This is a genomic window from Eubacterium sp. BL-380-WT-2B (assembly GCF_009696115.1).
Lineage (GTDB): Bacteria > Bacillota > Clostridia > Eubacteriales > Eubacteriaceae > Eubacterium > Eubacterium callanderi.
Genome location: NZ_VUMP01000007.1, coordinates 162,460 through 183,034 on the forward strand (window position 1 = coordinate 162,460; position 20,575 = coordinate 183,034).

Here is a 20,575-nt window from a genome sequence, read left to right on the forward strand (position 1 = left end):
CTTAAAAGAAAGACAGTTTATAAGGCGTCAGGGCAAATAAAAAACCGCTGAGCCTGACTTGCAGGCTGAGCGGTATTTTATTATTGTAGTTTTTCCCGGACGATCTGATTAACCAATTTTCCGTCGGCCAGTCCTTTGACCTTCGGCATTAACGCGCCCATAATTTTGCCCATGTCCTTTGCACTTTCAGCTCCGGTTTCTTTAATGGTTTCGTCAACAATCGCTTCAATTTCTTCTTGAGTTAATTGTTTAGGAAGGTAAGCTTCGATGACACGCATCTCTGCTTCTGTTTGCGCGATTAAATCATCTCGTTCGGCTTTTTTAAATTCGTCTAAGGCATCCCGACGCTGTTTCATTTGCTTGGCGATGATTTCCTGAATCTCAGCATCGCCCAGCTCAACTTTATTGTCCTTTTCGACCTGCAGAATCGCGGCGCGAATCATCGTTACCGTTGATTTCTTAACCGTATCCTTGGCCTTCATGGAAGCCTTTAAGTCAGCCAGCAGTTGTTCCTTTAATGCCAACTAATGCCACATCCTATCTTTTTTTCATTTTTCTTTTTCTGGCAGCTTCTGATTTTCTTTTTCTTTTTACACTTGGTTTTTCATAGTGTTCTCTTTTGCGAATCTCAGACATAACACCTGCCATTGCAGTTTTTCTTTTAAATCTGCGTAATGCGCTTTCAAGTGTTTCATTTTCTTTGATTTTTACTTCAGACATTCTTAACCCCCCCCTCTAATCCATAACTTTATTTACGGAACTTTTTTTGACATGGTATGAGCTAACTTATATTATATTTAAAAACTTTTTAATTGTCAATCCAAAAGTGGGGATTCATCGGGGTTTTTTGTATCTATTTTTTCATAAGAAAAAACCTGGCGCCCTTATGGCGTTAAAAAGCTTTTATAAAAGCCTTTCAATGTCCTTTTCCAGCGCTGCAGGCTCTACCATCGGCTCATAGCGGGCAACCACATTGCCGTCGCGGTCGACAAGAAACTTGGTAAAATTCCATTTGATATCGCTTTTCTGCGCGTAATCCGGGTCGTCCTTGGACAGGCGCTCGTCAAAGGCCTTGCCCTTTTCGGTGTTTAAGTCAAACCCTCTGAAGCCCTGTTGTTCCTTAAGAAAAACAAAAAGCGGTTCGGCGTTGTCGCCGTTCACATCAATCTTTGCCATCATCGGGAAGGATACGCCGTAGGTAAGGCGGCAGAAGTTTTCGATCTCTTCATTGCTGCCCGGGTCCTGGTTGCCGAACTGGGTGCAGGGGAAGCCCAGGATCATGAGGCCCTGGTCCTTATACTTTTCATAAAGGGCTTCGAGGCCGTCAAACTGCGGGGTAAAGCCGCACTTGCTGGCGGTATTGACCACTAACAGCACCTTACCCTCGTAATCCTTGAGCGCCTGCTTTCCGCCGTCCATTTTTTCCACACGAAAGTCATATATATTTTTCATAAAAAATCACTCCTTTTTATCTGAATATTTCTGATTTACTATCTATATACCCAAATGCGGGCATAAAAAAAGAGCCTGTCCAAAAAAACAAGCTCTGTTAAGTGATCCCTGTTATTCATACGCATCCTCCGTGGCGGCCTAAAAGAAAGACCGCAGCGCAAGGCGCAGGCCGAGCCGGTGAGGGAGCTCATTGCAGATAAATAACCAGTCTTCGCAGGTCTGCAACGCAGCAATCCGGGCTCTGACGCCAGCCGTATTAACCTGGCGGCCACTGCATGCTTCTGCCGCCCAGCAGGTGGTAGTGCAGATGCGGTACGGTCTGCCCGCCGTCTGCGCCGCAGTTATTCACCAGTCTGAAACCGCTGTCCGCGATTCCCAGTTTAAGTACCAAACGGTTGGCGACAGTATGGATATGGCTGATGATGTCATCCCCCGCCGGTACAGACAAAATGGATTCGTAGTGTTCCTTTGGAATGATAACCACATGCACTGGCGCCTGTGGGTCGATGTCGTTAAAGGCAAGGACATGATCATCTTCATACACAACCGTCGATGGGATTTCGCCGTTTACGATTTTACAAAAGATACAATCTTCAGACATAATCTTTCTCCCTTCTAATTCAGGAGCCCCGTCATATGGAACTCTGACTCCTTATATAATAACTCAGTTTCAATAATTTTGCCATTCATTTTTTCAATGGTTTTAAGAACCACTGGAATATAGTTGTCGGTGTGGCCCTCATAGACCCCTTCCTCTTTGGCGCGCTCATAGAGCACAGGCACGGTTCTGCCTGCGTTGGCCTTGAGGAAATCCTGCTCACAGGCTCTGGCCCTCTGGGTCAGGCAGTGGCTTCTTTCGGTCTTGATCTCCTCCGGCACCTGGCCCTGGAAGGCATCGGCCTTTGTGCCCTTGCGTCTGGAGTATTTAAAGACATGCACCTGGTAAAAATGAATCTGCTCCACAAAGGCCAAAGTCGCCTCAAATTCCTCCTCCGTTTCACCGGGAAAACCAACCATAATATCCGTGGTGATGGCCGGATAATCAAAGGCGCGGCGCACCCGTTTTACAATCTCCGCGTACTGGGCCGTGGTGTATTTGCGGCCCATACGGCTTAAAACCGTATCACAGCCGCTCTGCAGCGACAGGTGGAAATGGGGGCAGAAGGCCCTGACTTCTGACAGGCCCTGCACAAATTCTTCGGTGAGCAGCAGGGGTTCGAGGGAGCCGAGGCGGATACGTTTCACGCCCTCAACCTTGTCCACTGCCCGGATCAGGCTCAGCAGGTCCACGCCGTCCCCCAGGTCCACGCCGTAGGAGGCAATGTGGATACCGGTGAGCACCACCTCCGCGTAGCCATGGGCCGCCACCCGCTTCACCTCGCTCAGGACAGCGTCCACCGGGCGGCTGCGAACCGGCCCCCTGGCAAAGGGGACAATGCAGTAGGTGCAGAACTGGTTACAGCCCTCCTGAACCTTTAAAAACGCCCGGGTCTTGCCCTTGGTTTCAGTGATATTCAAGTCCTCATAGTGGTGCTCCCGCATAATATCGGAAACAAAATTGTTCTGGGTCTTGTCCTTTTGGTAGGCTTCGATGTCGGCCACGATATCGGCCCGGTTTTTGGTACCGATGATCAGGTCCACTTCCTCAATGGCCTGAACCTCGTCGGGGGCTACCTGCACATAACAGCCCACCGCCACAATAACCGCGTCCGGGTTCGTGCGCCTTGCCTTGCGCATCATATTGCGGGATTTCCGGTCGCCCAGATGGGTGACGGTGCAGGTGTTGACCACATACACATCGGCGTATTCGGCGAACCCGACAATGCGGTAGCCCGCCTTTTCAAAAATTTCCATCATGGCCTCGGTGTCGTAGGAATTTACCTTACAGCCAAGAGTATGGAAAGCGACAGTCTTGTTGTTCATTTATGTTAAAGCTCCAGTCGTTATTCTAAGTTGTGATTTTCAGTCTTCGTAAAAAAAGTTCAGCTGCGCCAGCAGCACCACGCCCGCGGTCTCGGTGCGCAGGATTCGGCGTCCAAGGCTCACAGAGTAGCCGCCGGCCTCCTCGATCATGGCAACCTCTGCGGGAGCAAAGCCGCCCTCGGGGCCGATGATGACCGCGATCCGCTCCGGATCAAACTCCAGGGAGGAAATCACGTCCTTCAGGCTGCTTTCTTCCTCGCCCTCGTAGGCAATGAGCACCAGGTCATAGTTATCCAAGGTGTCTGCCACTGCGGACAGGGTCGTCAACTCCGCCACATGGGGGATGATGCCGCGCTTGGACTGCTTGGCGGCTTCGTAGGCAACGCGCTGCCAGCGCCGGGTCTTTTTTTCTTCCTTATCGCCCAGCTTTACCACTGTGCGCTCCGAGGTAAAGGGCACAATGGAGGCCGCGCCGGCTTCCACGCATTTCTGAATGACGGACTCCATCTTCTGCCCCTTGGGTACGCCCTGGAACAGGGTAACCCGCAGACTGTCCGTCTCTCCGCGGGACGGGCGGCTTTCCAGAATACGCCCCTTCAGGCTGTCCTTTCCCACAGTTTCCACACACGCGATATAGTCTGTGCCGCGGCCGTCACAGACCTCAATGGCCTCATCGTCTCTCAGGCGCAGCACCTTGGTAATATGCTTAAAATCCTCCCCTTCAATGGTGACCAGCCCATCCTCAATCTGTCCGGGGGATACAAAAAAACGATGCATACAAAAGAACTCCTTTATGCCTTAATCCGGGCGGCAACGCTGTTCCACTCGCCCATCTGCTCAATGTTTAAAACCTCGAAGCCCTCGTCGTTCAGGGTTTTCAGCACTGCCTCCAGCCGGTCATTGATGATTCCGGAGGAGATGAACACGCCGTCTTCCTTTAAATAGGGCTTGATCATCCGGGCCAGCTCGATGATGGCCTCTGCCAGGATGTTGGCCACGATGATCTCTGCCTTTTCATCCTCTGCGATGACGTCCAGAAGGTTGCCCTCGCGGATTTCAATTTTATCTTCCATATGATTAAGCGCGATGTTTTCTCTGGCCACCTTGACCGCCACCGGGTCAAAGTCCACGCCGATGACGTGCCTGCAGCCTAGCTCCCCGGCGATGATGGCGAGAATGCCCGTACCGCAGCCAATGTCGAGCACCATATCGTTTGGCCGGATATACTCCTCAAGCTTGGTCACGCAGAGTTGGGTGGTCTCGTGGGTGCCGGTGCCGAAGGCCATGCCGGGGTCCATATTCACGACGATCTCGTCCGCCTCTGGGGTATAGTCCTCCCAGGTGGGCTTGATGATAATGCTCTTGCCCACGCGGGTGGGCTTGTAGTATTTTTTCCATGAGTTGGCCCAGTCGTCCTCTTCCACCTCGGTGATGGACAGCTCACACTCACCGGGATTCAGGCCGCAGGCAGGCAGTTTTTTAATGCCGGTCAGCAGCTGATGGATACATTCGTCACAGTCCAGCTTTTCATTGAAATACCCGCGGATGACCGAGACATCCGGGTCCATGTTCAGGATGCTCTCATCGATGTAATTGATGGTAGGGTCCTCCTGAATCATCATCAGGTTTTCGCCGGATTCGATAACAACGCCCTTGGCGCCGACCTCATAAAACAGATTGACGATTGCCTCTTCTGCTTCCAGCGTCGTCGTGATTTGAACTTCTAACCAAGTCATGTATTACCTCCCAAGTCCTTATTTATCTAAGAATTATTATAATATGCTTCCTCCAAAGAATCTACCATAAGATTTTATTTTAACCGAATTTCCTTTAGAATGGAAGTGAAAATTTAAGAAAAGGGAAGGGCGGAGGCGGTAGAAAAGGTTGGAAGGTGGCTGCTGAGGGAAAGTTAAGAAGTAATCTGGGTTGAAGGTTGAAGGTGGAAAGTGGAAGGTTAATGAACGCTTTTGCTGACGCAAAAGCGATGCGGCACTCCCTCAGTCGCCTAATCAAATCTGCCACCGGCAGATTTGCACCTGAACTTTCCACTTTCCACTATCAACTTTCAACTAAACAAGCCTCTCTCTCACCCTTTCGCCACTACCTTAAGATCCTCCACCTTCCCTCCAAAACCCGCACTATTTTGGCCGTTGTAAGTAAAATATCGTTTCAACCTGTAACGGTATTCAGATTAATGCTATAATAAGGTTACTATTTATACCCAACAGAAGGAGAGATCGACCATGTCAGAAGAGAAAAAAACACCAAGGTCCATACAGGAATACGTTCCTGGTAAACAGGTCACCTTAGCGCATATTATCGCTAAACCCAAAAGCGATGTCTATATTAAATTAGGGCTCGATGACGAAAACTGCGACGCCATCGGCATTTTAACCATCACCCCCAGCGAGGCTGCCATTATCTCCGCCGACGCGGGCACCAAGGCCGCTCCGGTAGAAATCGGCTTTCTGGACCGTTTCAGCGGTTCCCTTGTCATCACAGGGCGTGTCAGTGATGTCAAAGCCGCTGTACAGGAAATCTTAAACACCCTGCATTCCGTTTTGGGCTTCGATATTCCCAAAATTACCTATTCCTAAAAATGGCGAGTAACCGAAACCGTGTGGCGCTTGTCGGCAAGATCGGCTGCGGCAAAACAACCCTGATGCAGCGCCTTACCCAGCAGGAAATCCACTACGCCAAAACCCAGCAGGTCACCTACACCGAGGATTTTATTGATACACCCGGTGAATTTATTGAGATGCCTTTCTTTTGCAGACAGGCCATCAACGTGTCCTGCGACGCCGGTCTGGTCATTGTGGTGATCTCCAGCGTCGACACCCAGAACACCATTCCGCCCAATTTTGTCTTTACCTTTAACATTCCGGCCATCGGTGTCATTACCAAGATCGACCGCGAGGACGCGGATATGAAGAGAAGCTACCGCTTTATGAACTTTGCCGGTGTGAACAAGAAGAAAATCTACGAGGTCAGCGCCATTACCGGCGAGGGCATCGAGGCGCTTGAGGAAGACATCCACAGCTATATGGACAAGCACCGGAACAAAAAATAAAACAGACCAACGTTTTTCAAAGGGTATCGCCACGATACCCTTTGATTCGATTACTGCTATAAAAGGAAGTGATGATATGTCCCAAAAAGCAATCCCTTACTGGTCCGACGACTATCTGACCGAGGATCAGGTGGCCGCCTATCTGAAAGATAAAGACCTTTATCCGCAGGATGCCGAACTCGTAGTGGAAGACCTCCACGCCATCAAGGAAAGCATTGACGGATATGTAAACCTTATATACCATATTTACGACCAAAACGGCAAATCCATGGTGCTCAAACAGATTGTGGGAGAGCCCAGGAGCAAGCTGGACGAAGCCGCCGGCAGCAAGAACAGCAAGTACATGCACGACTGGAGCCTGGATATCGGACGGCTCCGCTCAGAAATCTCAGTCCTGATTTTCTGGGATTCGGTGTACCCGGGTATCTGCCCCAAAATTTATCTTTTTGACGAGCCCCGCGGCATCATTGTCATGGAAGACCTGACCGACCACAGCCTGCTGCGCTACGAGCACTGCCGTATGAAGGAGCACCCTGAATTTCCCGAAAAGATCGGCCGCTTTATGGCCCGGAACCTTTTCTACTCCTCAGATCTGCACCTGAGCCGCTATAAAAAACAGGAACTCGAAAAGTTCTTTGAGAATCCGGAATACACCGCCCTGGATTTCTTTTTGTTTGCTGACTGCACCATCGTATCCGACAACCGGTACATGCCCGAGGCCACCTGGCCCCTGCGCAGGGCCATCATCGAAAACGAAAAAATTCAGAGCATGATCCGCCAGATGCGCCACCAGTTCCTGACCGACAAGGAATGCCTGATCCACACCGATCTGCACGCCTCCAACATCATGGTTAATGACCACAGCATGAAGATCATCGACACCGAGTTCGCGGGCTTTGGGCCCATTGCCCAGGACTGGGGACGGCTCATTGCCAGCTTCTGCCTCAACTTTTTCTCCTGGTACGGCGACCATGAGCACACCGAGGGCGAGAAGGCTGTTTTCAGAGCCTATCTGCTGGATTCCATCAACACCATGTACCAGTGCTTTGAGGAAGAATTCCGGGCGCTGTGCGACAAAAACCGGAGCGACAGCTACCGCCTCCGCAGCCTGGATGTGGACGCTTACCTGCTGACCCATTTCCAGGATACACTGCTGTACACAGCCCTGAACGCCGCCTCCCGCATTGGTGACCGCGGCATCTGCTACGACCTCGAGCGGCTGAAAACACCGGACCGCATCTATCCCGAGCAGCTGGTGCTGCTCATGACCATCGAGCTGTTTTTAAACCGCGGCGCTTACAAAAAAATCACCGACCTGACCGACTACCTGCGGAAAATGGCCGGAAAGCACCCGGCCGAAGCCTTTAAGGAGGCATAACCATGGAACCTCTGAACCGAGACACCATTAAAACCTATCTGATCCAGAAGAAAATCTTCCCCGAAAACGCCCTCCTCAATGTCATCGACCTCCACGAGGAGATCCAGAACATCGAGGGCTATGTCAACCTGATCTTTGCGGTCAGAGACCTGAACACCAACTGCTCCGTTGTGGTCAAGCAGCTGCTGCCCTACATCCGCGCCTTTAAGGAGGCCGACGGCGGCGACCACCCGGTGCTTATGGAGCGCCTGCGCACCGAGATTGCAGTGCTCACCTTTATGGGAACCCTCTACGAGGATATCGCTCCGGACATCTACCTTTTTGACGAGGCCGCGGGCGTCATTGTCATGGAGGATCTTATGGATCTGGAGCTGCTGCGCTTCGAGCTGACTGCGGGTGTCACTTACCCCGATGTGGGCAAAAAAATGGGGATTTTTCTGGCCCTGCTGTTCTTCCACACCTCAGACCTTCTGATGACCGGGCGCAAGCTTGAGGGTGTAAAGCACTTTTTCTACAACGACGAATCTAAGCGGCTTTACGATCTCCTCTTTGTGAACAACGTCCTGCTCTGTGCCGAAAAACCCCTGGAGCCCGAGGCCGAAGAAACCCGGCAGCGTATCCTGTCGAATGAAAAAATCAGGGCGCGCGTCCACGCCCTGGGCTATAAATACCTGAATAATGATGAATGCCTGATCCACAACGACCTCCACAGCTCCAACATCATGGTGGGGCCGGGCAAGGTTAAGATCATCGATACCGAGTTTTCCGGCTATGGGCCAAAGGCCATTGACATCGGCCGGCTGACCGGCAGCATGATCATCAACTATGTGTCCTGGCTGGGCTATAAGGCCTTGCCTGAGGACAAGCGCCTGGCCATGCAGGCCTATGACCTGGATTTTATGGCGGACATGTACCACAGCTTCGAGTGCACCATGGAAAAGCTCTGGGCAGAAAACCAAAGGGTCAGCTACCGCCTGAAGGTGCTGAGCTGTCAGGACGTCTGTGACAGTATCTTCCAGGATGCCCTGCAGTACGCGGTGATCAGCCTGATTACCCGCATCTCTTCCGACATGGCCCTGACCTGTGACCTCAAGCGTATCGAAAAGCGCGAGCTCGGCTTTATCCAGAAGCGCTCCCTTGAGATTGCAGAGTATACCCTGCTCATGACCGACACCTTCCACAATATCGACGAGTTTAACGCGTTCCTGCGCTGCTGCGCAGGCATCGGACAACAATAAAAAAGCAACCCGTATCGCGGCGATACGGGTTGCTTTTTTATGAATGATTCGTTAATTATCGGGCGCTTACTCTCCCGTCGCGGCCTGATAGGCCTTGCTTCCAATATCTCCCCAGTCTGTCTTGCCCGATGCGATGACCTCGCCCGTTTTCTGGACCACTGCGTACATGTCGAGGATGGATGTGTCCACCGCGCGGCACTCCTGCCCTCTCTGCTCGTAGGTAACCTGCTCAAGAACCGCCAGGTCGCAGGCGTCGTTCTGAGACTTCCGGTCATAGACCAGCATCAGGCGCACCAGGCGTCCCTGGTCATCGGTGGATTCCCTGAGGATGAGCTGCTCATTTCCTTTGGCGTCTTCAGTCCAGCTACGGCTCATGCCCTCCTGGCCTTCAAATTCTGCGTGATAAATCTGATCCAACACATCACTGTGGGTGAATGATCCTGCGCTGGGCGCCGGCGCTTCTGCCTGACAGCCAGCGAACAAAAACAGAACAGCAGCAATGGAGGCGGCCGTAAGCCCTCGGATTAAAATCTTATTTTTCATTTTTTGCACCTCGATCTTTGTCGAATACTTTATCACAATTTCCTTTATGCTGCCTTTTTACACCTCAACATGAATATAGCCGCTCGCGTAATAGGGCAGGACGTTCATGCCCAGATCTTTGGCAGTCTGGGCCAGATCCCCCACGGCCACACCCGGGCAGTACAGATCCGCGGCGTCGCCGCGCTTGTGGAAGGACCATGCCACGCCGCCCACCTCGGTGTTGCGGCTCTCACACCGCACGCCGGAGGTGATAACAACCGGAAGCCCATAGTACTCACGCAGAGCCTCGATTCTTTCGAGCAGCACAGGGTTCATCCGGGCCGGCCAGCCGTCACAGAGACCGGCGCAGTCGCATTGGTATTCTGCCATCTCGAAATGGGCGCTGGCCATTTCCGGCGCAGGCGCCGCTGGCCCGGATTCGGGTTCAGCGCTCTCAGGCTCCTGCTGTGGGAGTTCAGGCTTCTGTCCAGTCTGCTCCGGCGCTGGCTGAACGATCTCTGCCTGCGGCGGCACAGCGCTCTTCCCCGGCACTGCGCCGAAGATGAACACCAGGCCGGCGCTCCCGGCCGCCAGAAAAATCCACAGGGCTGTCTTTTTATATTTCATATGCTCTCCTTTTAATCTACTCTAAGATCCATCCAATGACTCGGAACCATACCCGCTTCGGCTTGACCATAAGGCGTGGTTCCCTACAATAAAAAACAGGCAGGCTGTTTTCTGCCTGCCTGTTAAAACACCTGGGACGCCCTTTGCCTATTCGGTTTCCAGGGGCACTTCGGTTTTTGTGGTGTCGATTCTAACGGCGTTTGTGGCCTTGACCAGCGCAAAGCCCTCGGGCTCAAAAACGCCCTCGGCTAAAATGCCCTGGGCTCCTGCCTTGATCTGCTCGTCGGTGATGCCCTCCAGGTAATCCGGAATGCTCATACTGTAGCTCTTGCCATCGCTGCGTTCAAAATACAATACCAAATCCTTACTTGTCTCTGCTGCCATTTGTTTTCTCCTCTCTTTCCTGCATTAAATGCTTACGCGTTTTCTACCAGATCATCGGTGGTGACCCGCATACAGCCTTCCCCGATGGGCTCCTGAAGCCCCTTGATGTGCTTGTAGGCCGCATAGAGCGCCTCATCGGTGGCGGCAGGCTTGACGTCGCCATAGGTTTTCGTCTTCTTCACAATCTTTCCTTTTTGCTCTCCGTAATTGGAGACCACCTTCAGTGCCACTGCCTTTGTGTACTTTACAACTGCCATTTTCCAACCTCGCTTTCTGTCCCGCTTTTGGGGTACGCTTATATATCCGAAAAAAACGCCCGGGGTCACACCCGATTCAAAATGACTTTTCCGAATCATTATGAATCACTTTTTGGCGGTGCTTGCCGCCAAAACCGCCTGGCTGCGCCATTTCATTTTGGCACGGTCCTTGCGTTATATAAAAAGCATCAAACATCGAGAAGAGAGAGGAGACTACACGATGGCAGATTTAGTAAACGGCCGATTGAACCTATCCAAGGGGAAACGCATGTATGCTCTGCTGATGATCAGCATTGCGTCGGGGATTGTGTTCTTTGCCTGTATCGGCGTGAGAAACCTGTATTACAACCAATTGATTGCGGCGCTGGGGCTGACCAACGCGGAATACGGCATGCTGGGGTCCGTCAACGGCATTGCCAACCTGATTTTTTACCTGCCTTCCGGCTTTATCGCGGATAAGGTAAACACCAAGACCCTGCTGGTCATTTCGTTTTTGGGGCTGGGGGGCCTGACCATCTGGTTCGGCTTTTTCCCATCCTACATTTGCCTGCTCATTATTTTCTTTGGCTATGGCATCTTTTCCATCTTTACCTTCTGGTCCGCCATGCTTAAGTATGTGCGGCTGCTGGGCAGCGAGGAGGAGCAGGGCAAAATGTTTGGCCTCAGTGAGGGCATTAAGTGGGGCGCCAACGCGCTGGTGGGCTTTGCCGGCCTGGCCATTATCGGCGCCTTTGTGGATGGCGTCGCGGGCATCCGGGTACTGCTGTTCTTTATCGCAGGGCTGTATATTGCCTTTGCGCTGCTCATTTTGTTCACCTTCCCAGGGGCCAACACTGCCACCGACGAACCGGTGAACCTGCGCCGCTTTATTGAGGTGCTGAAGGTGCCGGGCACCTGGCTCACTACCCTGATCGTGGCTTCGGCTTATATGGCCTTTGCGGCAGCGGTGGCCTACTTTGGCCCCTACTGCGCGGATATTATCGGGGTGTCGGACGCGGTGGCGTCGGGGCTTGCCATTACAAGAAACTACGTGATCGCCGCGGTGGCGACCATTATCGGCGGGCTGGTGGCTGATAAATTCGCCTCCCGGGCCAAGGTGCTGGCAGTCTACTTTACATTGGGCATTGCGGCCACCATCTCCATCATGATCACGCCCACCACGCTGGCCTTTGGCATTGTCACTACCTGTCTGGCCACAGCCTTTTTCTGCGCCACCCGTGGGATTTCCTACGCGGTCATGGGCGAGGCGGGCATTCCAGTCTCCATGACAGGCGTGGCTATGGGCATTATCTCGGTCTTTGCCTACGCGCCGGAGTCCTTCATGTACACCATGATGGGAAGCTGGCTGGACGCAGACAAGGTGTCCGGCTTCAATAATATTTTTATCTGGATCATCGTCTGGAGTGTCATCGGGCTCATTGTATCCCTGGTGACCGCCAAGCTTAAGCTGGGCGAAAAAAACAATGTTATCGGCAGTAAGGATGGGATGCTTGATCCCAAAACTTTGGAAAGCATTAAGTAAAACAAAAAACATTCAGGAGGAGAAAAATGTTAAGAGATATTCAGGATTGTTTCATTTCGGAAAAAGAGGTTGAACACATTCACGCCATGTCTTTGCGGGTGCTTAGTGAAATCGGCGTTGCCTTTGAGCACGAGGAGGTGCTGGAGGTTTTCCGCAAAAACGGCGCCCAGGTTGACGGCGACAAGGTCTTTCTGTCAGAGGCCATGGTAAACGATGCTCTGAAGACCGTGCCCCGCAACTTTGAGGTCTACGGCCGGAACGGCTCTGTCTTTATCGGGCCAGACCGTGAGGACCCCTTCCCGGTCATGGCCAACTCGGCGGGCCTGGTTACCTATATTGAGACAGACGATACAGTGCACAAGGCCAACGTATATGACGCCATCAAATATCACAAGCTGACCCAGACCAGCGAGGTGCTGCAGATGTCCAAGGCTTCCAGCATCGACTACCCAGGGCTTGGAAATGACAAGGAAAACAAGATTCTCAAGCAGTATGCCATCCAGCTGAAATATTCGGATAAGCCCATCGCCTCTGCCCTGCGGACCAACCCGCACAATGTGGGCACCGGACGGATCAAGGACGGGGTACTCGCCAGCTATGACCTTGTAAAACGCTATTATGACATCTGGGACAAATACGTGGTGCTGGAGGTAGTCTGTCCCCTCTCACCACTCTCCAACAACTACGAGTGTCTTGAAAATGTCCTCGGTGCGGCCGCAGGCAACCAGCCCATCACCATCTGCACCTGCTCCATGACCAATGTAACCTCCCCGCCGACCCTGCTCGGCACCATTATCCAGGACAACGCGTCCATTCTGGCCATGACCGTGCTCATTCAGCTGCTGAACCCGGGCAACCCCATTATCTACAATTCACTGAGCGCGCCTTCAGATATGCGCAGCGTCCAGCTCAGCATCGGGGCCAGCGAATCCTTCCTGCTGTCCATGGCAACCCTCGGCATGGCCCGCTTCTACAACATGCCGGCCCGCACCATCGGCGCCTACTCAGACGCCATCGACGTGGATTACCAGGCCGGGGCCGAATCCATGCTGACGGGCATGGCGCCCATTCTGGGCCGCTCGGACCAGCTGACCCACGCCATCGGGACCATGGGCTCCTTTAACTACGGCAGCTTTGAAAAATTCGTCCTGGACGAGGAGGTTCTGCTCTACCTGAAGCGTGTGCAGCAGGGCATCAACTTCTCCGAAGGTCGGGAATGCTTTGACCTCATGAAGGAAGTCGGGCCAAGAGGCTCCTACATCCAGCGCAGAACCCCCAAGGCTTACCGCGAGGAGCACTACCTTTCCAAGCTGTTCCACCGCAAGGGCTCCGGCATTACCATGCGCGAGCAGGTGGGCACTCTGAGGAGCCGCGCCGCCGCCGAGGTCGAACGCCGTCTGGAAGAATACAAGCTCCCCGAAACCACCAAGGCCCAGGACGCCATCCTGAACGAGGTGCTCGTAAACCTGGACTATGATATTTAACTGGCTGTAAACCACTATCCCCCCATGAAGTAAAAACGGCGCTCCCTCACATGAGGTGGCGCCGTTTCCGTTTTTCAACCCGTATCGCGGCGATACGGGTTGAATTAACGGTTTCCTTTTTACCCATTTTATTATACAATGAAAGAAAAGACGAAACGGAATGAGAAACTTGATTACCATTGATAAAATCGAACATACCCCAGAATACGAAGCTTATTTGCGCCAGCTGCCCCAGGAGCTGCTCCTAAAAATTGTGGAGAACGCCTTTGCGGAAATCTTTGTGAATGACAAGGATGGACGGGTGGTCTATGTGAACCCCTCCTCCATGCGCTACCACGGCCTTCAGCCCGAGGAACTGGTGGGCAAGGCCAGCAGCGAGATCAAGCGCGGCATCTGGGAGCCCCACAGCTTTGCCGAAGTCATGGAAAAGAAGTGCCCCATTGTCACGGAGAACATGTACTACATCACCCACAAGAGCCTGATGTCCGTCAATATTCCGGTGTTTGACGCAGACGGTGAGATCGAGCTGGTCATCTCCACGGCCATGGACTATGTAACCCGCACAGACCTCTCCTACCGCACCAGCGAAAAATCCATTGTCTCCTCAGACTCGGATTTCTCCGACGAGGTTATCGGCAGCGGAGAGGCTTTTAAGGCCTGCCTGAAAAAGCTGGAGAAAGCTGTGAACGTGGACCTGAACGTGCTGATCCTGGGCGAATCGGGTACGGGCAAGAGCTTCCTGGCCGAGACCCTCCACAGGCACAGCCTGCGCCGGGACAAGCCCTTTTTTGCCATCAACTGCGCCGCGATCCCTGAAAACCTTCTGGAAAGCGAGCTTTTCGGCTATGTCCCGGGGGCCTTTACCGGCGCCGACCCCAAGGGGCGTACCGGGCTCATCAAGAACGCCGACGGCGGTACCCTCTTTCTGGACGAGATCGGCGAGCTGTCCCTGCCGCTTCAGGCCAAAATCCTGGACGTGCTGGAGAATAAGCGTTATATCCCTGTGGGGGGCAACGCTTTCCAGCATGTGGATGTGCGCATCACTGCCGCCACCAACCAGAACCTCATCGAGCTCATCAAACAGAAGAAGTTCCGCTCCGACCTCTACTGGCGCCTGAACATCATCAAGGTAACCATTCCGCCCCTGCGGGAGCGCAAGGAGGATATTATCCTGCTGGCCAACTATTTTCTGAAAAAGAACAACCAGAAATACGGCACCAGCAAGCTCTTTGACAAAAAGATGATGTACCTCATCAGCGACTATGACTGGCCGGGCAATATCCGCCAGCTCAAAAACGCCATTGAGCGCCTGGTGGTCTACTCCGAACACATGATCCTGGAGGAGGAGCTGTTCTGGGAATACCTGCGCGAGGAGGGCGAGGTGCCGGCCGGCCCCTCGGCACAGAAGACCTATAACCTCGAGGAGATCAAGCGCGATCTTGTGAACGAGGTCTACACCAAGTACAAATCCAGCCGCAAGCTGGCCGAGGTCATCGGTGTCAGCCAGTCCACCGCCAACCGGCTGATTCAGAAGTATATCCGGGGGGGAAGGGGAAGAAATGGAAAATTGAGAATGAAAAATCCCATCTTATTTTAATTTTATCGCTTCCTCTCAACTTTATCTACAGCCCAAAAGGGGAGAACTGCCACCGCAGTTCTCCCCTTTTCTATTCCTCCATCAGCACCCTCAGCCGCCGCAAACCCCGGTGTATCCGCATTTTGACCGCAGAGGCGCTGAGCTGGCAGTCTTCCGCGATGGCCTTCTGGCTCTGGCCTCCCAGATAGTAGGCCGTGATGGCCCTGCGCTGGTCGCCGGGCAACTGTTTAAGCGCCCAGTCCAGTTTTTCAAGCCGGCTTTTCCGGTCGTTCTCCTCGTGGCAGGCCTGGATGGGCTGGTTGGGGTCGGGCACCAGCTGCCCCAGAGTGGTGCCATCCTCGGCCGCCGGGGCGTCCAGCGATACCACCGCGCTGACGGATTTGTCAAAGCGGCCCTCTTGCCGTTTTCTGAAATAGAAATCCAGATACTTTCGGATATAGCCCGGAAACAGATGGTTTTTCTCCGGGTCATAGCGCCGCACGGCCTCCAGAAACGCAGCTGTGCCGTCCTGGTAAGCGTCCTCGAAGCCGCTGTCCCCAAAGCAGCGGCCAGCCATCTTCAGGATAAGGGGCCGGAAGCTCTGGAGCAGCAGCTCCGCGGCACGCTTGTCCCCCTTTTGGGCCTCTGCGGCCCAGGTGTTGATCAGCTCGTAATTTTGTCCTTCCAATCACAGCTCCTTTCTCAGTCCTCACGGATACTGCGCAGGGTGAGCACCAGCTCGGGGTGATGGTACTGGACTGCCTCGCAATATTCGTTAAAGGTGTCCTCTGCCTCCTCGTCGTCTCTTGCCCAGAGCTCCAGCTCCAGCGTACAGTCTGCCCCGACGGTATAGGGGCGCTTTCTGCGCAGGATTGCCCTGCCACTGCCTAAACGGTTCATGCCAGCCCTCCTTTCTTTTCTCTCAAGGCCCACTCGGCGTTAAAGCGGGCCACGTCGTTATCGGGATATTCTGCCCGGACAGCTGCCTTCTCCTCATCGGTCAGCGGGGGCAGAAGATTAAAGCCCATGATGTTATCGCCGCCGCCCTGAATAGAACCATATAGAGAAGACGGTTTATGATTTACAGTATTTATGAATGGTGCAGTCTCTGGTGCGCCCCCGGTGCGGGTCTGCGTCCATACCATGGTGCGGGCGCCACTCTTTTCCGCCCTCACCCAGATCTGGGCAAGGCCCGGATCAAAGGGGATCAGGCGGTAGTCGCCTGCCTCCTGCCCCGTGTGCGGGGTATAGTCGATGCGGCCGTGCCTAACCAGGTGCTTGCGCTGGTGATTGATTTTGAACCGGTCTTTAAGACCCAGGGCCTGGCCCACCACCGAGTTGGCCACCCGAAAGTTCACAGGCCAGTACCAGTGCCCGTCCTCTGCCAGAATGGCGGCCTTGTTGTTGTAATACATGAGCAGATGCCAGTAGGCCTGGAGGAGCGGGGGGAGCCGGTGCTCCCCTATCCACCGGTAAAAGGCCAGCAGCTCGGTCAGGTAGTTCATCGTTCATTCTCCCTGTCTGCGGGGCACAGCCGCTCCGCGAAATAGCGCTGTCCCTTCGGGGTCACCATGGGCTTCTGGTAAAGGTGCCAGCGCCCATGCCTGTCCCGGACGCTGTTTTCCCGCAGGACGAGCACGCCCAGCTCCATGGCCTTCTGGGTGGGCTGGTTCCAGAAGCAGGGACGGCGGCACAGGTAGCCCTGCTCCCTCAGCCAGGCGTACAGGCGGTTCTGCCCCAGGCTCTTTTTGTGCCCCTGAAAAACGAGCTTGGCCATGGCCCCCACACTGATACAGTCCTCAGACACCTGAATGGTCTGGCTGAACAGGGCGTCGGGCAGGATTCTCTGGTAATCGGCCTGGGCTTTGTTCATCTGGTATTCCATGACATCGCAGCGGCGGAACATACGCTCCAGGTTCTGGGCCAGGATCTCGATGCCCCGGGGGTCCTTTTTCAGGGCCTCCAGCTGCCCGGGGTCGATATAGGCGCCGTAGTGGAGGATGGCGGGCAGGATCACGCTGGTCACATAGTGGCGGAAACGGCGGGCCTTGTCCTGTCGGCTGGCCAGGATTAGGGCAAAGAGGCCGCTCTCGTTGATCACCAGTGTCCTGCGGCGGCGGCCGTATTTGTCAATAACCCCGCGGCTCAGCACGTCTTCGGGCTCCACATGGCGCTTGACGGCCTGCCGGTGGTTCTGGTAGTCCATGGCGTCGCAGACGTCCTTGGCCACAAAATAGACCGTCGGCGAAAGTTCCTGATCTTCGCCCGGGCTTACCAGGGTGCGCACGCGCGCAAATTCTTCACTCTCAAAAACCTTCTGAATCAGGCGGCTTTCAGCGGTTTGGGTTTTGTTTGTATTCTGCATTGTAAAGTTCCTTTCGGAACACCGGTGTTCGTTTGTTTTTTAAGCTTGACCTTATGATACCGCATCCAAAATAATCCTGCTTTTTGCAAAACTGCCATCTAATGCCAAAAACAGGCTTTTTTAAGTAAAATAAACTTCCGAAAAGCCAAAAAAGGCCCTGAAAGGAAAATTTTGAGCTTAATTTAATCTTTTCAGAATCGCGGGCAAACGCAGCAGGAATTTGAAAGCATCAAAAAAACGCCTCTGGGGCGTCATTGCATTTATCGCAGGCTGCATAAACAAGAACGACCGTTAGCCACTCCTACCTGTACTAACGGTCAAAACTAATCACATTGGGGCTGAGTCCCTGTTTTTTATTGTAGCACCTTCGCCCTTTTTCTCAAGGAGCTTAAAATTTTCGAAAAAACTCGTTTATATCTCCTGGGGGTTTTGATCCGCCCCCTCCCGGTACACCACATAATCTAAAAAACGCCGGACAGCCAGCGACGCACTCTTTTTATCCCGGAGGGCCAGGCCGATCCGCCGGTAGGCTGGGATCTCCAGCTCTCTGGCCACAATGCGGTAGGGAATCCGCCGCAGAATGAGCTGGGGCAGAATACTGATGCCCAGGCCGCTCTCCACCATGGACATGATGGCATAGTCGTCCCAGGTGGTAAAGTGGACCTTCGGCGCAATGCCGCACCGCTCAAATATATCAGAGATTTCAGCCTTCGCGCCCTTTTCCAGCAGCATAAAAGGGTCGTCACACAGGGCACTGACCGGAAAGCGCTCGCAACCCGTCAGGGGATGGTTCTCCGGCAAAACCACCATCAGCTTGTCCTGCACAAGCAACTGCGTCTCAAAGTCCGGATGGGTCGGGAGCCTGAGGAACCCGCAGTCCACCCGTCCCTCCTGTATCCAGGCCTCAATCTCTGTGTAGTCGCCCAGGAGCAGCTCGTAGTCGATGTTGGGATAATCGCTCTGGAAGGCCCGGATAATGTTTGGGAGCCAGTGAGTCGCCACGCTGGAAAAGGTCCCGATACGGATGAGCCCGGACTGCAGGCCGTTCAGCTCCTCAATCTGGTTTTGGAGCTTCTGATACTCTCCGCACACATTTTTGGCGTAGGGCAGCAGCCTCAGCCCATCTGAGGTCAGACGCACGCCAAAGCGCCCGCGCTCCAGCAGAGACACGCCCCACTCCCGCTCCAGGTCGGCGATCATTCGGCTGACGCCGGACTGGGAGTAATTTAAAACCTCCGCCGCCCTGGTAAAGCTGCCGTATTCAACAGTCTTGATGAGCGCCATATATTTCTGTATGTTCATATCCATGCTGATCTTTCCCCTTTTCATCTGTTTTTATCATGCTATCTATGCTAAACATTCGCTTTTGTGATTTATAGCCTCATGATACACTATAGCCACAAAGTATTCAAGGGAAAGGAACAAACCATGTTTTTTATCAGTGACATTTTTACCACACCGCCGGAGTCCTTCCAGACCCCACTTCAGGAAAAGGTCTATCAGACACTTGGGGAGTTGGCGGTCCCCTACGAACGAGTGGAGACCGATGAGGCCATCACCATGGACGACTGTGTCCAAATCAACCAACGGCTGGATATGCGGATGGTCAAGACCCTGTTTCTGTGCAACCGCCTGCAGACCGCCTTTTACCTCTTTATTACCCCTGGGGATAAGCCCTTTAAGGCCAGGGATTTTAGCGCGGCTCTGGGCGTGCCCCGGGTCTCCTTTGCGCCGCCGGAGCTCATGGCCGCCATGCTGGGCACCAAAATCGGCGCGGCCACCATTTTCAGCGCCCTGCTCGACCCAGAGCAGAAAATACAGATCGTGATCGACCGGGAGGTAGCAAACAAAAATTGGTACGGGTGCAGCGACGGCACCACCACCGGTTACATGAAGCTGCCGACCGGGCGGATTCTTCAGGATTTTCTCCCCCGCACGGCCCACAGGCCTGCACTGATCGAGGTGTAAGTATGAGCCTGTATCCGAACCGGCTCGTGGTCAAGGTAGGCACCTCCACCCTCACAAACGGCCTAGGCCAGAACGACCTTCGGGCCTTTGACCGCCTGGCCTGCGTGCTGGCCGATATCCAGAACATGGGCTGCGAGGTCGTTCTGGTGTCCTCGGGCGCCATCGCTGTGGGCGCCAACAGGCTGCAGATGAAATCACGTCCTGTCAGCATGCGCCACAAGCAGGCTGCCGCCGCGGTGGGGCAGTGCCGCATCATGTACTGGTACGACAAATTTTTCGGCGACTATGACAAGGTCACTGCCCAAATCCTGCTGAACGCCGAAGATATGGAAATTGAGGAGAAAAAGGAAAACCTCATCAACACCTTTGATACTCTGCTCGATATGGGGATCATCCCCATTGTCAACGAAAATGACTCGGTCAGCTATACAGAAATCGAATCCGAGGACCGCCTCTTCGGCGACAATGATATGCTCTCCGCCGTGGTGGCAGTGCTGTGCCGGGCCCAGCGCCTCGTCATCCTGTCCGACATCGACGGCCTCTACGACTGCGATCCCCGCCTGCACCCGGGCGCAAAGCGCATCGAGCAGGTAAAGGAAATCACCCCCGATCTCGAGGACGCCGCCGGAGGCGCCTGCTCCCGCCGCGGCACCGGCGGCATGAAGACAAAACTCCAGGCCGCCGGCCTGGCCACCCGGCAGGGCATTGACACCATCATTACCAACGGCAAAAACCCCGCCGCCCTGTACCGCATTCTCCAGGGCGAGCCAGTGGGCACCCTGTTTGCGGGAGCCCACTGCGGCTATTAA

The 20,575-nt window shown here is 53.9% G+C and carries 25 protein-coding genes; 9 read left to right on the forward strand and 16 right to left on the reverse strand.

Going from position 1 to position 20,575, the window contains the following annotated elements; all coding sequences use genetic code 11:
- Positions 1-80: 80 nt before the first annotated feature.
- From FYJ53_RS15195 to prmA, 7 genes are all read right to left on the reverse strand, one after another.
- Entirely contained in the window at positions 81-524 is a 444-nt protein-coding gene (locus FYJ53_RS15195; RefSeq protein WP_013379248.1) for a GatB/YqeY domain-containing protein, read from the reverse strand.
- Between the two features lie 13 nt (positions 525-537).
- Positions 538-720, reverse strand: coding sequence for a 30S ribosomal protein S21 (gene rpsU / locus FYJ53_RS15200; protein ID WP_013379247.1), 183 nt, complete (start codon positions 718-720; stop codon positions 538-540).
- Between the two features lie 183 nt (positions 721-903).
- Positions 904-1,452 (reverse strand): glutathione peroxidase, encoded by a 549-nt coding sequence (locus tag FYJ53_RS15205; protein ID WP_090411034.1) that lies wholly within the window; start codon positions 1,450-1,452, stop codon positions 904-906.
- 256 nt (positions 1,453-1,708) lie between these two features.
- A complete protein-coding gene (locus tag FYJ53_RS15210; RefSeq protein ID WP_013379244.1) occupies positions 1,709-2,053 on the reverse strand; it encodes a histidine triad nucleotide-binding protein in 345 nt (114 codons plus the stop codon).
- A gap of 14 nt (positions 2,054-2,067) precedes the next feature.
- Positions 2,068-3,375, reverse strand: a complete 1,308-nt coding sequence (mtaB, locus tag FYJ53_RS15215) for a tRNA (N(6)-L-threonylcarbamoyladenosine(37)-C(2))-methylthiotransferase MtaB (protein ID WP_148427495.1) — start codon at positions 3,373-3,375, stop codon at positions 2,068-2,070.
- Positions 3,376-3,414: 39 nt separating this feature from the next.
- A complete protein-coding gene (locus tag FYJ53_RS15220; RefSeq protein WP_148427493.1) occupies positions 3,415-4,152 on the reverse strand; it encodes a 16S rRNA (uracil(1498)-N(3))-methyltransferase in 738 nt (245 codons plus the stop codon).
- 14 nt (positions 4,153-4,166) lie between these two features.
- Entirely contained in the window at positions 4,167-5,111 is a 945-nt protein-coding gene (prmA, locus tag FYJ53_RS15225) for a 50S ribosomal protein L11 methyltransferase (protein ID WP_148427491.1), read from the reverse strand.
- Positions 5,112-5,618: 507 nt separating this feature from the next.
- Here prmA and FYJ53_RS15230 point away from each other — a divergent pair.
- The 4 genes from FYJ53_RS15230 (at position 5,619) to FYJ53_RS15245 (ending at position 9,061) form a co-directional block, all read left to right on the forward strand.
- Positions 5,619-5,972: a BMC domain-containing protein gene (locus FYJ53_RS15230; RefSeq protein ID WP_013379239.1), complete on the forward strand. Its 354-nt coding sequence runs from the start codon at positions 5,619-5,621 to the stop codon at positions 5,970-5,972.
- A gap of 2 nt (positions 5,973-5,974) precedes the next feature.
- Complete coding sequence (locus tag FYJ53_RS15235; RefSeq protein ID WP_148427489.1) at positions 5,975-6,445, forward strand: EutP/PduV family microcompartment system protein; 471 nt, start codon at positions 5,975-5,977, stop codon at positions 6,443-6,445.
- Between the two features lie 76 nt (positions 6,446-6,521).
- Positions 6,522-7,823 (forward strand): S-methyl-5-thioribose kinase, encoded by a 1,302-nt coding sequence (locus FYJ53_RS15240; protein ID WP_148427488.1) that lies wholly within the window; start codon positions 6,522-6,524, stop codon positions 7,821-7,823.
- 2 nt (positions 7,824-7,825) lie between these two features.
- Positions 7,826-9,061, forward strand: coding sequence for an S-methyl-5-thioribose kinase (locus tag FYJ53_RS15245; protein WP_148427486.1), 1,236 nt, complete (start codon positions 7,826-7,828; stop codon positions 9,059-9,061).
- A gap of 66 nt (positions 9,062-9,127) precedes the next feature.
- Here FYJ53_RS15245 and FYJ53_RS15250 read toward each other — a convergent pair whose 3' ends face one another.
- The 4 genes from FYJ53_RS15250 to FYJ53_RS15265 all read right to left on the reverse strand — a co-directional run bounded on the left by FYJ53_RS15250 (position 9,128) and on the right by FYJ53_RS15265 (position 10,851).
- Complete coding sequence (locus FYJ53_RS15250; protein WP_090411024.1) at positions 9,128-9,604, reverse strand: hypothetical protein; 477 nt, start codon at positions 9,602-9,604, stop codon at positions 9,128-9,130.
- Between the two features lie 57 nt (positions 9,605-9,661).
- On the reverse strand, positions 9,662-10,210 hold the full coding sequence (locus tag FYJ53_RS15255) for a D-Ala-D-Ala carboxypeptidase family metallohydrolase (protein WP_090411021.1): 549 nt from the start codon (positions 10,208-10,210) through the stop codon (positions 9,662-9,664).
- 147 nt (positions 10,211-10,357) lie between these two features.
- Entirely contained in the window at positions 10,358-10,594 is a 237-nt protein-coding gene (locus FYJ53_RS15260; protein WP_013379232.1) for a DUF2922 domain-containing protein, read from the reverse strand.
- A gap of 32 nt (positions 10,595-10,626) precedes the next feature.
- A complete protein-coding gene (locus tag FYJ53_RS15265) occupies positions 10,627-10,851 on the reverse strand; it encodes a DUF1659 domain-containing protein (protein WP_013379231.1) in 225 nt (74 codons plus the stop codon).
- Positions 10,852-11,071: 220 nt separating this feature from the next.
- On the opposite strand from FYJ53_RS15265, the gene FYJ53_RS15270 reads away from it, so the two are divergent.
- From FYJ53_RS15270 to FYJ53_RS15280, 3 genes are all read left to right on the forward strand, one after another.
- A complete protein-coding gene (locus FYJ53_RS15270; protein WP_187367887.1) occupies positions 11,072-12,373 on the forward strand; it encodes an MFS transporter in 1,302 nt (433 codons plus the stop codon).
- Between the two features lie 26 nt (positions 12,374-12,399).
- Positions 12,400-13,857, forward strand: coding sequence for a trimethylamine methyltransferase family protein (locus FYJ53_RS15275; RefSeq protein WP_148427482.1), 1,458 nt, complete (start codon positions 12,400-12,402; stop codon positions 13,855-13,857).
- A gap of 160 nt (positions 13,858-14,017) precedes the next feature.
- On the forward strand, positions 14,018-15,454 hold the full coding sequence (locus FYJ53_RS15280; protein ID WP_227930102.1) for a sigma-54-dependent Fis family transcriptional regulator: 1,437 nt from the start codon (positions 14,018-14,020) through the stop codon (positions 15,452-15,454).
- Between the two features lie 70 nt (positions 15,455-15,524).
- Here the strand turns inward: FYJ53_RS15280 and FYJ53_RS15285 are convergent, their stop codons facing one another.
- The 5 genes from FYJ53_RS15285 to FYJ53_RS15305 all read right to left on the reverse strand — a co-directional run bounded on the left by FYJ53_RS15285 (position 15,525) and on the right by FYJ53_RS15305 (position 19,106).
- On the reverse strand, positions 15,525-16,121 hold the full coding sequence (locus FYJ53_RS15285) for an RNA polymerase sigma factor (RefSeq protein WP_148427480.1): 597 nt from the start codon (positions 16,119-16,121) through the stop codon (positions 15,525-15,527).
- A 14-nt stretch (positions 16,122-16,135) separates the two neighbouring features.
- A complete protein-coding gene (locus FYJ53_RS15290; protein WP_013379224.1) occupies positions 16,136-16,333 on the reverse strand; it encodes a hypothetical protein in 198 nt (65 codons plus the stop codon).
- A complete protein-coding gene (locus FYJ53_RS15295; RefSeq protein ID WP_148427478.1) occupies positions 16,330-16,938 on the reverse strand; it encodes a restriction endonuclease subunit S in 609 nt (202 codons plus the stop codon). Before FYJ53_RS15295 ends, FYJ53_RS15290 begins: the two co-directional genes overlap by 4 nt.
- Positions 16,935-17,798, reverse strand: a complete 864-nt coding sequence (locus FYJ53_RS15300; protein WP_148427476.1) for a phage antirepressor KilAC domain-containing protein — start codon at positions 17,796-17,798, stop codon at positions 16,935-16,937. Before FYJ53_RS15300 ends, FYJ53_RS15295 begins: the two co-directional genes overlap by 4 nt.
- Positions 17,799-18,209: 411 nt before the next feature.
- Complete coding sequence (locus FYJ53_RS15305; RefSeq protein WP_148427474.1) at positions 18,210-19,106, reverse strand: LysR family transcriptional regulator; 897 nt, start codon at positions 19,104-19,106, stop codon at positions 18,210-18,212.
- A gap of 120 nt (positions 19,107-19,226) precedes the next feature.
- Between FYJ53_RS15305 and FYJ53_RS15310 the strand changes: the two genes are divergently transcribed.
- Complete coding sequence (locus tag FYJ53_RS15310; protein WP_148427472.1) at positions 19,227-19,766, forward strand: prolyl-tRNA synthetase associated domain-containing protein; 540 nt, start codon at positions 19,227-19,229, stop codon at positions 19,764-19,766.
- Positions 19,767-19,768: 2 nt separating this feature from the next.
- Positions 19,769-20,575, forward strand: coding sequence for a glutamate 5-kinase (gene proB, locus FYJ53_RS15315; protein WP_148427470.1), 807 nt, complete (start codon positions 19,769-19,771; stop codon positions 20,573-20,575).

What these genes read in the sequence shown, in the direction of transcription:
- mtaB (WP_148427495.1), bottom strand. Translation starts at nt 3,375, where the DNA reads ATGAACAACAAGACTGTCGCTTTCCATACTCTTGGCTGTAAGGTAAAT.
- FYJ53_RS15310 (WP_148427472.1), top strand. Translation starts at nt 19,227, where the DNA reads ATGTTTTTTATCAGTGACATTTTTACCACACCGCCGGAGTCCTTCCAG.
- FYJ53_RS15210 (WP_013379244.1), bottom strand. Translation starts at nt 2,053, where the DNA reads ATGTCTGAAGATTGTATCTTTTGTAAAATCGTAAACGGCGAAATCCCA.
- FYJ53_RS15245 (WP_148427486.1), top strand. Translation starts at nt 7,826, where the DNA reads ATGGAACCTCTGAACCGAGACACCATTAAAACCTATCTGATCCAGAAG.
- FYJ53_RS15220 (WP_148427493.1), bottom strand. Translation starts at nt 4,152, where the DNA reads ATGCATCGTTTTTTTGTATCCCCCGGACAGATTGAGGATGGGCTGGTC.
- rpsU (WP_013379247.1), bottom strand. Translation starts at nt 720, where the DNA reads ATGTCTGAAGTAAAAATCAAAGAAAATGAAACACTTGAAAGCGCATTA.
- FYJ53_RS15270 (WP_187367887.1), top strand. Translation starts at nt 11,072, where the DNA reads ATGGCAGATTTAGTAAACGGCCGATTGAACCTATCCAAGGGGAAACGC.
- FYJ53_RS15255 (WP_090411021.1), bottom strand. Translation starts at nt 10,210, where the DNA reads ATGAAATATAAAAAGACAGCCCTGTGGATTTTTCTGGCGGCCGGGAGC.
- FYJ53_RS15205 (WP_090411034.1), bottom strand. Translation starts at nt 1,452, where the DNA reads ATGAAAAATATATATGACTTTCGTGTGGAAAAAATGGACGGCGGAAAG.
- FYJ53_RS15280 (WP_227930102.1), top strand. Translation starts at nt 14,018, where the DNA reads ATGAGAAACTTGATTACCATTGATAAAATCGAACATACCCCAGAATAC.
- FYJ53_RS15300 (WP_148427476.1), bottom strand. Translation starts at nt 17,798, where the DNA reads ATGCAGAATACAAACAAAACCCAAACCGCTGAAAGCCGCCTGATTCAG.
- FYJ53_RS15260 (WP_013379232.1), bottom strand. Translation starts at nt 10,594, where the DNA reads ATGGCAGCAGAGACAAGTAAGGATTTGGTATTGTATTTTGAACGCAGC.
- FYJ53_RS15290 (WP_013379224.1), bottom strand. Translation starts at nt 16,333, where the DNA reads ATGAACCGTTTAGGCAGTGGCAGGGCAATCCTGCGCAGAAAGCGCCCC.
- FYJ53_RS15305 (WP_148427474.1), bottom strand. Translation starts at nt 19,106, where the DNA reads ATGGATATGAACATACAGAAATATATGGCGCTCATCAAGACTGTTGAA.
- FYJ53_RS15240 (WP_148427488.1), top strand. Translation starts at nt 6,522, where the DNA reads ATGTCCCAAAAAGCAATCCCTTACTGGTCCGACGACTATCTGACCGAG.
- FYJ53_RS15295 (WP_148427478.1), bottom strand. Translation starts at nt 16,938, where the DNA reads ATGAACTACCTGACCGAGCTGCTGGCCTTTTACCGGTGGATAGGGGAG.
- prmA (WP_148427491.1), bottom strand. Translation starts at nt 5,111, where the DNA reads ATGACTTGGTTAGAAGTTCAAATCACGACGACGCTGGAAGCAGAAGAG.
- FYJ53_RS15250 (WP_090411024.1), bottom strand. Translation starts at nt 9,604, where the DNA reads ATGAAAAATAAGATTTTAATCCGAGGGCTTACGGCCGCCTCCATTGCT.
- proB (WP_148427470.1), top strand. Translation starts at nt 19,769, where the DNA reads ATGAGCCTGTATCCGAACCGGCTCGTGGTCAAGGTAGGCACCTCCACC.
- FYJ53_RS15235 (WP_148427489.1), top strand. Translation starts at nt 5,975, where the DNA reads ATGGCGAGTAACCGAAACCGTGTGGCGCTTGTCGGCAAGATCGGCTGC.
- FYJ53_RS15275 (WP_148427482.1), top strand. Translation starts at nt 12,400, where the DNA reads ATGTTAAGAGATATTCAGGATTGTTTCATTTCGGAAAAAGAGGTTGAA.
- FYJ53_RS15230 (WP_013379239.1), top strand. Translation starts at nt 5,619, where the DNA reads ATGTCAGAAGAGAAAAAAACACCAAGGTCCATACAGGAATACGTTCCT.
- FYJ53_RS15265 (WP_013379231.1), bottom strand. Translation starts at nt 10,851, where the DNA reads ATGGCAGTTGTAAAGTACACAAAGGCAGTGGCACTGAAGGTGGTCTCC.